This window comes from Quadrisphaera granulorum, from assembly GCF_003149145.1.
In the GTDB taxonomy this organism is placed as follows: Bacteria; Actinomycetota; Actinomycetes; order Actinomycetales; family Quadrisphaeraceae; genus Quadrisphaera; species Quadrisphaera granulorum.
The window spans coordinates 211358-223191 of record NZ_QGDQ01000001.1; the positions used below are offsets into that span (position 1 = coordinate 211358).

General features: G+C 71.5%; 12 protein-coding genes and 1 pseudogene. 7 read left to right on the forward strand and 6 right to left on the reverse strand.

Annotated features, from left to right (window positions below; genetic code table 11):
• The first annotated feature begins 161 nt into the window (after window positions 1-161).
• The 4 genes from BXY45_RS00920 (at window position 162) to BXY45_RS24025 (ending at window position 3819) form a co-directional block, all read left to right on the forward strand.
• Window positions 162-1100, forward strand: coding sequence for a hypothetical protein (locus BXY45_RS00920; protein WP_109772402.1), 939 nt, complete (start codon window positions 162-164; stop codon window positions 1098-1100).
• Between the two features lie 108 nt (window positions 1101-1208).
• Window positions 1209-2375: a ThiF family adenylyltransferase gene (locus BXY45_RS00925; protein ID WP_109772403.1), complete on the forward strand. Its 1167-nt coding sequence runs from the start codon at window positions 1209-1211 to the stop codon at window positions 2373-2375.
• 60 nt (window positions 2376-2435) lie between these two features.
• Window positions 2436-3668, forward strand: a complete 1233-nt coding sequence (locus BXY45_RS24020; RefSeq protein WP_342799487.1) for an ATP-binding protein — start codon at window positions 2436-2438, stop codon at window positions 3666-3668.
• A gap of 13 nt (window positions 3669-3681) precedes the next feature.
• Window positions 3682-3819 carry a hypothetical protein gene (locus BXY45_RS24025; RefSeq protein WP_245961581.1) on the forward strand — a complete coding sequence of 46 codons (138 nt, stop codon included), beginning with the start codon at window positions 3682-3684 and terminating at the stop codon, window positions 3817-3819.
• Here BXY45_RS24025 and BXY45_RS24655 read toward each other — a convergent pair.
• Window positions 3777-4466 (reverse strand): annotated as a pseudogene (locus BXY45_RS24655) (M20/M25/M40 family metallo-hydrolase); the annotation flags it as partial. The gene BXY45_RS24025 and the pseudogene BXY45_RS24655 overlap by 43 nt on opposite strands.
• Before the next feature lie 179 nt (window positions 4467-4645).
• Here BXY45_RS24655 and idi point away from each other — a divergent pair.
• The 3 genes from idi (at window position 4646) to BXY45_RS00955 (ending at window position 6539) form a co-directional block, all read left to right on the forward strand.
• On the forward strand, window positions 4646-5227 hold the full coding sequence (idi, locus tag BXY45_RS00940; RefSeq protein WP_109772676.1) for an isopentenyl-diphosphate Delta-isomerase: 582 nt from the start codon (window positions 4646-4648) through the stop codon (window positions 5225-5227).
• A 44-nt stretch (window positions 5228-5271) separates the two neighbouring features.
• Window positions 5272-5568 (forward strand): MGMT family protein, encoded by a 297-nt coding sequence (locus BXY45_RS00945; RefSeq protein ID WP_281270532.1) that lies wholly within the window; start codon window positions 5272-5274, stop codon window positions 5566-5568.
• Between the two features lie 503 nt (window positions 5569-6071).
• Window positions 6072-6539, forward strand: coding sequence for a hypothetical protein (locus tag BXY45_RS00955; protein ID WP_109772407.1), 468 nt, complete (start codon window positions 6072-6074; stop codon window positions 6537-6539).
• Window positions 6540-6935: 396 nt separating this feature from the next.
• Here the strand turns inward: BXY45_RS00955 and BXY45_RS00960 are convergent, their stop codons facing one another.
• From BXY45_RS00960 to BXY45_RS00985, 5 genes are all read right to left on the reverse strand, one after another.
• Entirely contained in the window at window positions 6936-8330 is a 1395-nt protein-coding gene (locus tag BXY45_RS00960; RefSeq protein ID WP_109772408.1) for an MFS transporter, read from the reverse strand.
• Between the two features lie 297 nt (window positions 8331-8627).
• A complete protein-coding gene (locus tag BXY45_RS00965) occupies window positions 8628-8888 on the reverse strand; it encodes a type II toxin-antitoxin system RelE family toxin (RefSeq protein ID WP_109772409.1) in 261 nt (86 codons plus the stop codon).
• On the reverse strand, window positions 8888-9223 hold the full coding sequence (locus tag BXY45_RS00970) for a type II toxin-antitoxin system Phd/YefM family antitoxin (RefSeq protein WP_109772410.1): 336 nt from the start codon (window positions 9221-9223) through the stop codon (window positions 8888-8890). Before BXY45_RS00970 ends, BXY45_RS00965 begins: the two co-directional genes overlap by 1 nt.
• A gap of 407 nt (window positions 9224-9630) precedes the next feature.
• Window positions 9631-10947 (reverse strand): cell wall-binding repeat-containing protein, encoded by a 1317-nt coding sequence (locus BXY45_RS00980; protein WP_170131245.1) that lies wholly within the window; start codon window positions 10945-10947, stop codon window positions 9631-9633.
• A 188-nt stretch (window positions 10948-11135) separates the two neighbouring features.
• Window positions 11136-11537: an Lrp/AsnC family transcriptional regulator gene (locus tag BXY45_RS00985; protein WP_109772413.1), complete on the reverse strand. Its 402-nt coding sequence runs from the start codon at window positions 11535-11537 to the stop codon at window positions 11136-11138.
• Window positions 11538-11834: the final 297 nt, after the last annotated feature.

The following is an 11834-nucleotide window of genomic DNA, read 5'->3' on the forward strand; positions in this document are numbered from 1 at the left end:
GATCTGCTCGGTGCGCGGGACCGCGCGGAGACCATCCTGCACTGAGCCCTCCGACGGGGTGGCAGGACGAGTGCTGGCGTTCGCCCTCGCCGAACCTCACCGGTCTGTGACACTCCGTAGAGCACTCGATACAGGGTGCATCTGACCTGCTGGGAGGCGACGTGACGATCGGCCAGACCACCGACCGCCCCGCGGCGCGTGACGACGCGGACGGGTCTCCGTCCCGCGTCGATGAGGTCGTCAGGGTGGCACTGACCGTCCCCGGCGTCACGGGCGTGCGTATCGAGCCCGACACCGATGGTTCCGCCCTCCTGCGTCTCGAGCTGGCGCCGGGCGCCGACGAGCAGCAGGTGGCCGCCGCGGTCCAGGCCGCGCTGGCGCGTGAGGCTGCCGTCGGGCCCGTGGCCAGCGATACCGCCTCCGACGCTGCGTCTGCTGGTGCACCCGGTGTCGAGCCCGGCCCCGGCCCGGTGGCGCTCGTGGCGCCTGTGGCGGCTGCCGCTGGCACGCCCTCGCCGTCGTCGTCGCCCGCGGCAGAGGCTCCCCGGGCAGCGGCCCGGGTGCCGATGCCCGCCCTCACGCCCGAGCGGCCCGAGCGCGCCGACCGTCCCCGCACGGGTCGGATTTCCGTGCCGCCGCTGAGCGCCTCGTCCGTGGCGGCGACGCCCGCCCCGCAGTGGCTCAACGACTCCGCCCCCGAGCCGAAGGGCGAGGGCAGCGAGCGCCTCGTGCTGGAGCGCGTGCAGGTGGTGACCGAGGGGCTGTCGACGACGGCGACCGTGGTGCTCGTGCGTGGCCGCGCGGTGCACACGGGGGTCGCGGAGTCGGCGAACACGCCGGCCGGTGGCCCCCGGGCGCTGGCATCCGCGACGCTGCGGGCGCTGGAGTCCGCCGCGGGCGGCAGCCTGCGTGCCGAGATCGAGGCCGTGCGTCCGTGCGAGCTCGACGGGCGCGCCGCGGTCACGGTGATGATCGGGACGGCGAGCTCCCGCGGGAGCGAGCAGCTGGTCGGCTCGGCGCTGGAAGGTGGCACGCAGCCCGCCGTCGTCAGGGCTGTGCTGGCAGCGTGCAACCGCCGTCTGGCGCCCGAGCTGCGCTGACCCGCCCCCCTCTTTCCCGCACTTTCCGAGGCAAGTGCGCCACTCGGGTCCCGGGTCCCGCACTTTCCGCGGCAAGTGCGGGAACGGGGGGCGTGCGAGAGTTGAGCGGTGGAGCCGCTCGTCGAGCCCGGCCCGCCGCTGACCGCTGAAGAGCGCCAGCGGTGGTCGCGCCACCTCCTGCTGCCCTCGATCGGTGACCTCGGCCAGCGCCGCCTGCGCGCCGCACGTGTCGGCGTGGTCGGTGCCGGAGGCCTGGGCTCTCCGGTGCTCGCCTACCTCGCGGCCGCGGGCGTGGGTGAGCTGGTGTTGGTCGACGACGACGCCGTCGAGGCTTCCAACCTCCAGCGGCAGGTGCTGCACGGCGCCGCCGACGTCGGCCGGCCCAAGGTCGACTCCGCCGCCGACGCCCTGGCCCGCCAGGCCCCCTGGACGCGCGTGATCCGCGCGCCCGAGCGTCTGACCAGCGACAACGCCGCGCGCCTGCTCGCTGGCTGCCACCTCGTCATCGACGGCGCTGACAACTTCGCCACCCGCTACGCCGTGGCCGACGCCTGCGAGCAGCTGGGCGTGCCGGAGGTGTTCGGGTCGCTGCTGCAGCACGACGCGCAGGTCGCCGTCCTCTGGTCGACCGCCGCCGGGGGTCCCGGGCCGGGCTACCGCGACCTGTTCCCCGACCCTCCGCCGGCCGGCTCCGTTGCCTCGTGCGCCGAGGCCGGGGTGCTCGGCGCGCTGTGCGGCGCGGTCGGCTCGGTGATGGCCGTCGAGGCGGTGAAGCTGCTGGTGGGGGCGGGGGAGCCGCTGCTCGGTCGTGTGCTCGTGCTGGATGCGCTGTCGATGTCCTGGCGGACCGTGCACGTCCGGGCTTCCACTGATCAGGACGACGACGGACGCGGCCGCGCCCGTGCCGCTCGCGCTGCTGTGCCTCCGCCGCGCGCGGAGGAGGAGCCGCTGCCCGCTGACGCCGAGGTGACGCCACGCCAGCTCGCCGAGGCGCTGGCGGGCGGGGTCGACGTCGTCCTCGTCGACGTCAGGACGGAGGCTGAGCGAGCGCTGGGGGCGCTGCCGGGCGCCGTCGCCGTCCCGCTGGAGGACGCCGTCGCCGGGGTCCTGCCGGATCTGCCGCCGGGCCGCGTCGTCGTCCACTGCCGCTCCGGCGCCCGTTCGGAGCGGGCCGTGCGGGCGCTGCGCGCTGCTGGTCACGGCGAGGTGGCGCACCTGCGTGGCGGGCTGCTGGCGTGGGCCGCAGACGTCGACCCGACCCTTGTCGTGGTCTGACGTCGTCGCGAGGTATTGATAACTTTATCAAGGGGTGAGGTTCCTGATAAAGTTATCAACGTGAGATCGGCCGTCGACAACCCCTTCAACCCGGGGTCCGACGTCGTGCCCCTCGTCTGGGCCGGCCGGACGGTCCAGCTCGAAGACTGGCGTGCCGTTCTCCGACCGCGTCTCATCCACGGGCTGCCCGAGCGTGGACGGACGATTCTGGGTGAACCTGGTCTGGGCAAGTCGGCCCTCGTGAGGAAGATCGCAGCCGAGGCTGCGGAGAACGGTGACTGGGTCACACCGCAGATTCGTGTGCCGTCCGGATCTGATCCCCTCAAGCTCGTCGCCGATGCGCTCCTGCAGTTAGCCCACGCGGCGGGGCTGGCCTCGCGGCGCGAGAAGCGTCTCGATGATCTGCTCGGCAGGGTCCAGTCCGTCGCGGCGAGCGGAGTGTCGCTGGCGCTGAGGGAGAGCAGAGGGCCCAATCCTCATGTTGCACTGACGCAGCTTCTGGTGGAGATCGGCCTCGCGGCCATGAGCAAGGGCGTGGTGTGTCTCGTCCACGTTGACGAGGTCCAGAACATCTCGGACGACGCGGCCCTATCCCAGCTCCTCATCGCGCTCGGTGACGCGATCACCCATCGCACGACCGTCACCGTCCCCGGAGGACTCGAGGTCGAGCAGTCGCTACCGATCGCGGTCTACCTGACCGGACTGCCGGAGTTCGAAGACAGAGCCGGGGCCAAGAAGGGCGCGACGTTCGCTCGCCGCTTCGCCACCACCGTCCTGCAGGCGATCGACGATGATGACCTCACCCAGGCTCTCCATGAGTTCGTCATCCATGGATGGGAGACGGCTGACGGTGCCGGACGATCGACCCGTGTCCATATGACCCAAGACGCCGTCGCCACACTCGTTGACCTCTGCCGCGGTGAGCCCTTCCTGTTCCAGCTCGCTGGACAGCAAGCCTGGTACGCCGGTCAAGGGCCGCTCATCACTGCTGATCAGGTCGCGGCGGGCTGGCGGACCGCTCAGCGGGAGGCGACAGCTCATGTGGAGCGGATTCTTGGGCGGCTTCCGCAGCGCGAGCGCGAACTTCTCGAGGCGATGGCCGAACTGCCGGCCGCCGATCGACGACTCACCACCATCGCCCACCGGGCTGGCTTCTCCACGGCAGCTGCCGCCGGACCCACGTCCCAGCGACTCGACACGGTGCGCGGCATCATCCAGCGTGGCAAGAAGTACTCGTTCCGCCACCGGGCGGTTGAGGCCTACCTCACGAGCGACTGGCCCGAGGTGGAGTGAGCGCGATGCTGCGGTGACTGCGCTGCTCGCCCGAACGCCCGGCGGAGCCGCAGATCGCGCGCACGAGCCCGGCGACGAGCTCAGCCCTGCCGACCATCTCCGCGACGACGTCGAGCTGGCTGGCACGACGTTGTCCGTCGTCCCGGCGTGAGCGACGGGCGGGGTGACGGTCGTACCCCGCGCCGGGTCCTCCAACGCCGCGATGGCGAGGACCTGGTGGGCCGCCTCCATGAGCGCGTTGATGCCTGCGGCGGGTTCGAGGCCTGCGTGCGCAGCGCGCCCGGTGATGTTGACGGTGAAGGTGCCGCAACCCTTGCGTGCGGTCTTCAGGGCGCCGTCGTCACAGGCGCCCTCGAGCACGAGGACTGCACCGCACGTCAGGGCGCGCTCCTCGAGGAGCGCGCGGGACGTGCCGGAACCGATCTCTTCGTCGGCAGTGACGAGCACCTCGACCCCGGACAGGTCATCGAGGGTGGCCAGACCGTGCACGGCCTGGACCAGTCCTCCGAGCATGTCGAAGACACCAGGGCCGGTTGCCCGTCCGTCGTGCACGGCGAAGGGGCGCAGCGCCGTGGTGCCGAGGGGAAAGACGGTGTCGTGGTGACCGAGGACGAGCACCCGGGGCTGACCCGGGCCCGACCAGTGAACGTGGGGGCCGGCCTCGCCGTCGATGAGCCGCGCGCGTCCACCGAGGCGACCTTCGAGCAGGGCGGCAACAGCGACCGCCGACGCGGTCACGGCGGTGACGTCGCGAGAGGGCGACTCGACGTCCACCAGCGTCTTGAGGTCCTCGAGCATTGCCTCGACGCGCAGCGGGGTCACCCGGGCATCCTGCCCGTGCAGCCGACGACGTGGTCGCGGGCGGTGCTGCGACGCACCGCGTCGGACCGGTCGGAAGCCCGCCCCGCGGCGACCTCGGCGTCCAGGGCGCCGGCGTCGCCTCGGCGAGGTGTCCCTGCAGCGCCTACGCTCGATCAGTGACGACCTCCCTGGCCGCCCCCGGCGCGCAGACCGCGGCGCCCGAGCTCGTGGTGCTCCTCGACGACGAGCGCCGTCCCGTCGGCAGCACCCCCAAGGTGGCCGTGCACACCGCGGACACCCCGCTGCACCTCGCGTTCTCCTGCTACATCAGCGACACCCGCGGCCGCCTGCTGCTCACGCGCCGCGCGGTCACCAAGCTGACCTGGCCCGGCGTCTGGACCAACTCCGTCTGCGGCCACCCCGCGCCGGGGGAGGCCTTCGACGACGCTGTGCGCCGCCGCGCCCGCCAGGAGCTAGGCCTGGAGATCCGCGACCTCACCGAGCGCCTTCCCGACTTCGCCTACCGCGCCGTCGACGCCTCCGGCGTGGTGGAGAACGAGTTCTGCCCGGTCTTCACCGCCGTCGCCGACGCCGACCCGGTGCCCGACCCTGACGAGGTCGCCGAGTGGGCGTGGGTCGAGTGGGACGACGCCGTGACCCTCGCCGCGCGCACCCCGTTCGCCATCTCTCCGTGGGCCGTGCTGCAGCTGGGCCAGCTCAGCCAGGTCCTTGACCTCTCCCGCGGGGTGGCTCGCTGACCCCGCCGCCGCAGCACCGGCAGCGCCCACCCGACCGCGCCTACATCGACGACGTCGGCCCGCTCGTCCTCGCCATCCCCGAGGGCATGGCGCTGACGTACGGCGACGTCGCCGAGCTCACCGGCTGGGGCGCCCCGCGCGCCGTCGGCGCCGTGATGAGCCGGCACGGCGACGAGCTGCCCTGGTGGCGCGTCGTCCGCGCCGACGGCTCCCTGCCGGAGGGGCTGACGCCGCGGGCGATGATCCACTGGGCCGACGAGGGGCACCCTCTGCTGCTCGGCACCAGCCGACTCGACCTGGCGAAGTGCCGCTGGGACGGCCCCGAGGACCTCCCCGCCTGACGGCCCCAGGGTGGGCACGGCGCGGGAGATCAGGACGACGACGACGAACGCGTCCGCGCTGATCTTGCTCGGGCTGTTGTGCTGGCCTTCCATCCAATGCGGGTCGTGGACGCTGTGCGCGCCAGCGAGACGGTCGAGCTCGCCGTCGCGACGTCTGGTCTGGTTGACACGGCGTCCCCGGCATCCGTTCGAGGTCCCTTCACCGGGCAGTTTCGCGGGCGGGTCATCCGGGCACCGCTGGTCAGCGCGTTCCACAAGGGTGGGTGCTGAACAGCGCCGCTCCGGAGAAGGGTCCCTGAATGAGACGCCTCGCAGGCACGGCGAGCAGTGGATCGCCTGATCAGCTGGCCGCTCGTCCGATGCCTGCTCGTGCAGGCCCGCGCTGTATACGTCGCTGGGAGCCGGCTAGCTGTGAGCGGTCCTCTTGCTTGGCGACACGCAACACCTCCAAAGTTCCGCCATGACCCTCGCGGCGGCCAGCACGACCTCGGTCAACGGCACCCATGCCTGAAAACTGGGTCAGCCTCGTGCTGCTCGTCATCGTGGCGGTGGTCCTCGGCGGCGCCCTGTCCGCCTGGGTGCAACGACGCGTCGGCGGCCCCCGCAGGACCGATGCGAACCCGCACACCCAACGCTGGACCCTCGACGCCGGCCTGCGCGTCCTCACCGGCGACCAGCCAGGCCTGAGCCGCCGCTGGCGACACGGCCGAGCGGCACTGGAACCGGGCAGCATCACCTTGCGCCCCTATCGCTGGGGGCTGCGCATCTTCCCGATGGCACCGGTGGTCGTGAACGTGGTGGCCATCGACACGAACACCGCGCTCCGCAGTGGATGGCGCTCAGCCTGGTCGGTGTCGCCGGGGGCACGCCTCGTGGAGGTGACCAGCACCACTGGGGCCACGTTGCAGCTAGCCGCGACCCCCATGGCTAGCGACGAGGTCCTGCAGGTCCTCGCACCTCGTCCCGCGTGACCGGCGCAATCACCGGGGGCGACTGCAGAGTCGCCCGGCAGGGCAGGCGGCCGAAGCCCCGTCCCGTCAGCGATCCGCAGCGGCACGCTCCCGCACGAGGATCCGCAGCGGCACGCTCCCGCACGAGGATCCAGCCGCGGCACGCTCCCGCAGCGCGATCCGCAGCGGCACGCTCCCGCACGAGGATCCGCAGCGGCACGCTCCCGCACGAGGATCCGCAGCGACACGCTCCCGCACGAGGATCGTCAGCGGCAAGCTCCCGCACGACGATCGCCGAGCGACACGGTGTAGTGATCAGAAACGTCGAGCTAGCCGAGGCGAGGTACGTGCCCCTGCTGGTAGTACAGGCAGGTCGTGCCCGAGGCCATCGCGCCTCGGGCACGACCGCGTGCATGCTCAGTGACTGTCTGCGGCAGCTCGCCGCGGAAGGATCGGCAACACCGCCAGGCACACGACGAGGACCAAGAGCACCACACCCAGGCTGACGGCTGCAGCTGTCGTGGTCCCACGGCCGCTCAAGGCCAAGAAGGTGGTGGACACCAGAGCCGCCCCGCAGGCGTTCGCGACCTGCTGCAGAGCGTTCAGGGCACCGCTGGCGCTACCGGCCAACTTAGGGTCGACGTCACCGAGAGCGGTGGCGAACAGCGAACCGAAGCAACAGCCCATGCCCGCTCCAATGACAGCCAACGGCGCGGTGATGAACGCCGGCGAGTGCACGAGCACCGGCAGCAGGGCCAGGAAGAGGCCTGTGCCTGCTGCTGTGGCCAGGACTCCGGCGAGCACGAGGCGCCGTCCGAGCTGCTGGATGCGGCTGTGGAAGGTGAAGGACGTGGCGATGATCCCCACGGACATCGGCGCCATGAGAGCCGCTGTCGGAAGCACAGCAAGGTGCACCCCGGTCTGCAGGAACAGGGAGGTGGCGTACAGCAGACCGGCCACCGCAGCGAAGAACAGGCTGGCGACGCTGATGCCGGCGACGAAGCCCCGGTCGGCGAACAGGGCCCGAGCCAGCAGCGGAGTGGTGCTGCGGCGCTGGGTGAGCCCGAAGGCGCCCAAGAGCAGCACGCCTCCCAGGACGAGGGCGACCTCACGGGCACCCCACCGGTCCTGGCCGCCAGTGATGATGCCGCCGAGCAGGCTGAGCAGCCCCGCCATGACCAGCACGCAGGAGACCACCGGGATCCGCGCCGCCGGGTCGGGCTCCAGGTGGGGAAGGACAACGGCGCTGAGAGCCAGCAGCGCGGCACCCAGCACGGTGAACAGGGCGAACACCGCGCGCCAGCCAAGGCCGAACGGGGCGACCTGCAGCAGCAACGCAGCCACGACGGGGCCACTGATGGAGGACAGCGCCATCAGTGGGCCGAACAGGGCGAAGACCTTGCCGAGCTGGTCGCGGGGGAAGACCCGCAGCAGCAGGGTGAAGCCTTGGGGGATCAGGAGGGCGCCGAAGCCGCCTTGGACGGTGCGGAAGGCGATCAGAGGTATAGGCGCCCATGCCCCGGCGACGAGGGCGGTGGCGGCGGTGAAGCCGGCCAAGCCGACCAGGAAGGTGCGCCGGGCGCCGTATCGGTCTCCCAAGCGCGCACCGATGACGAGCAGGGAACCCAGGGCCAGGGCGTAGCTCAGACCCAGCCAGGGCACCAGGGTCGTCGGGGCGTGCAGCTGGCGCACGATGGAGGGCGCGGCGATGTTGGTGATGGTGGAGTCGAGCAGGTCCAGGACGTCAGCGATCAGGACGGCCGCGAAGACCCACCAGCGGGCCCGTGGTGACGTCGGGTTGGTTGAAGGCATGGCAAGGCACTCCCCGTCTGGGGGGATGAGACGACCGGTGTGGTCGCCGTGCCGGCCGGAAGCCCCGACACGCGCCTTGCTGGCGCGCTGCACCTTACGAATAGCAAGATCGCAGACCGTGCGTCGCGACGCAAGCACCTGGCTCGAGGTCACCCGGCCGCTCACGCGTGCTCGTCTGGCTGTGGCCCAGTCGAGGACCGATGACCGGCACGCTCAGAGGCCCCCAGCGCCGTCACTAGGAACGCTCGTGATCATGTGCCGCAAGGGATCGTCAGCGGGACGCTCACGCGGCTGGCGTCAGCGGTCGTAGACCTCACGTCGGTGACCGACGCGAACGACGGTGACGGTGAGGACGTCGTCGACGATCTCGTAGATGACTCGGTAGTTACCGACGCGGATGCGCCACGCGGCGCCTGTGCCCACGAGCCTCTTGGCTCCATGCGGGCGCGGGTCTTCGGTGAGGTCCTCGATGGCGATGAGAACCCGGTCACGAGCAGGGCGCGGGAGCTTCTTCACCTCTCGGGCCGCTGAGCTGGTGAAGTCCAGGCGGTAGCTCATCAGCTGGCATGCCCTCCGCGAAGCGCGTCGGGGGCCCGGTCACCGCCCCCCGCGGCGTCGTCGGCAGCCTCCTCGGCGTCGATCTCGGCGCGCAGCTGCTCGAGGCTGACGCGGGTGCCGTCGTCGTTGGCCTTGGCGGTGCGGTAGGCGGCGGTGTCCTGGGCAAGCTCGAAGGCCTCGAGCGCCTCGAGGTCCTCGACGCTGATGACCACAGCGGCGAGCTTGCCGTTGCGTGTGATGCCGATGCGCTGGCCGCCGTACCCGGCGCGGCCGAGGACGTCGGCGAGTTGGGCGCGCAGCTCGCGGATGCTGACGGCGCTGGAGAGGGTGTCCACATCACAAGTGTCGACTCTTATCACTGTGTACACAAGCGCCGGGTGGCCTTGGGTCTCGCGAGGTCCGGACCCGCCGCCTGACAGTGACGCTGCAGAGGAGGCCGGGGCCGAGCTGGTGGTGACCACGCCGACCACCGAAGGTGACCCCATCCGGACCCAGTACCGCAAGCTATCCGGCGCGCCAGACCTACATGTGCTCATTGACTCCACTGACGACACGTTCGGGAGCGGAGCGTGGCAGCAGCAGGCATGTCTCGATGCCTCGTCGTTGAGTGACCTGGGAACGTGCACCAGCTCCTCGTGACCGCTCCGTCCTCCTGGGCCCGTCCGCTCGTCGATCCTCGCCTGCGCCCAGAGGTGACCGGTCGAAGACTGCATCCGGCACAGGGACGCTGTGGCGCCCGTGGTCAGGCACCTGGTGCGGGCAGCCGAAGACTGAGGTCTTTCATGACGCCGTCGGAGAGCACGTCTGCTCCACCGAAGAGCATTCCGTAGGCGGGGTAGCCGTCTGCGGTGAGGTCGCCGATGGCCAGCGCGGTGGCCGGGGTCAGGGTCTGTGACGCACCGTCGGTCAGCAGCAGCGGTCCGCCGCGGTGGGCGATGGCAGCTCCGGCGACCAGCGCGTCGGGCCAGTTGCGAACGGTGGCCATCCCGATCCACGGCGCGGTGGTGCCGGTGCGGATCGCACCGAAGGCGGCGGCTACGCGGCGGGCGGTGTCGTAGCGGTCCACCCCGTCGATGGCACTGGCATTCGTCGCTGCCGAGAGGACGGAGGCGGCGGTGTGCGCCGGACCTCCGACGGGCACCGTGTGGGTGCCGTTCGGGTCGTCCTTCGCCAGCCACGCCTGGGTGGCGGCGTCCATCACGGTGTCGTTGCTGAGGACGACGAGGCCATCCTTGTGTGCGGCCAGCGCTGCCACGGCCAGGCCGTCAGGGAAGTTGGTTCCGGTCACCAGGTACGCCGGGCCCTTGGCGCCCAGGGCGCGCATCGTGTCGGCCACGGCCAGGGCGGTGCTGAACCGGGTCTTGCCGGCCAGGCGCTTGACCGTGAAGGTCGAGCGCAGCTGGGTCTCGACGTCGCCGGTGACGGCGCCGGTGTCGCCCAGGACGTAGACGGTGCCGCCGGCCTTGACCACGCGGCGCAGCTCCCGCGCCACGGAGTCGTCCAGGTGCCCGGGCGTAGTGAGCAGCAGGGGGCCGCCGACCTTGGCGGCCAGCGCGCCGCCGGCGAGGGCGTCGGCGTAGGTGCCCGAGGTGGTCAGCACTGCTGCCGGTGCCCCCGCGAGGTCAGGGAAGGTGTCCTGGCTGACGGCGATCGCGGTGGCGATGCGGTCCGGTCCCAGGAGGCGGGTGCTGCGGCCGTCGGTAGGGGCGCTCGACCAGGCCTGGGTGGGGGTCCCCTTCCCGGCGCTGGAGACCGCTCGGACAGCAACCCGGTAGACGTAGCCGTCAGTGACGACGGCGGTCGCGGTGCGCAGGCGAGTGCCGTCGCCAGCGGTGCTGGCCGTGGTGTTCAGCGTGGTCCAGGTGGCGCCGCCGTCCAGGCTGATCTCATAGCTCGTGATCGCCGGGGTGGTGGCGCCCGGGTCGTCGAAAGACAGGCTGATCGTGCCGTGGTTGTACTTCACGACGGAGTTGCGCGGCGTTGCGGGCCCTGCGGCTGCCACCTCTGCGGCCGCCGTCGTCGTCCTGGTCGTGGTCGCGGCTTGTGCTGAGCTGCTCAAGCCGGCCACCAGCGTCAAGGTCGCTGCTCCTGCCCAGGCCGCGGCGAGGCTTCGGGCACCACGGTGTCGGGTGTGGCGGGATGAGGGGGCAGGCACGGGTGGTCACGACCTTTGGACAGGGAGCCCACGGGCAGGGCTGGGCAGATCAGCGAGTCTGGTCGCGCCGAGCGCTCGCGTCTGCCAGTTGGTCAGGTCTTGACTCGGATCACACGACGGAGGGTCCGACGGAGCCTGAGGCGCTGGCGCGTGACGTGCAGCAGGTAGTCGTAGGCGCCGGTGACGTGGACGGCGTCCAGGACGCTCGGGCGCTTGCGCGTCCAGTGCAGGAAGTCACCGCCGTCCTCTCCGGCGTTCAGACGCACGTCGATGTACGCCTCGATGCCTGACGCGTCGCCGTCGTCGTCGAGCTCTTCGGACAGCACCACACGGTAGCCGCGGATGGTGCCGGTGGTCTCCAGGCGCTGGCCTCGCTGTCGTGGTGCTCGACGCTGGTTGCTGCGGGTGCGTAGGGGCTGCGGCGCGTCAGCGCGCGGGGACGCCGTGCGGTGGGCGTGGTCGGCAACCTGGGAGTGGCGGCCTTCGCGGTGCACCTGCTGGTCACCGCCTGGTGAGGCTTCGCTCTGCCGGGGTGTCTGACGGACTGTCGGTGGTGGGTGGCACGGTCATGCCCGAGATCGTTGATTCCCAGGGGCCGCCGACGGCGGCACTACCTGTCGTGGACGTTGTGGACATCGTGGAGCGGGGGCGCTGGTGTCGGGAGCTGTGAGTGTTGGCCCCTTGGGCGCGTTCGATCGGCCCCATCAGCGTGACCAGGCGCTCACTCCCAAGGGGCCAATCCTGCTCACGCAAGGGGCCAATCCTCACAGCTGCGGGCACGGACCCGTCCC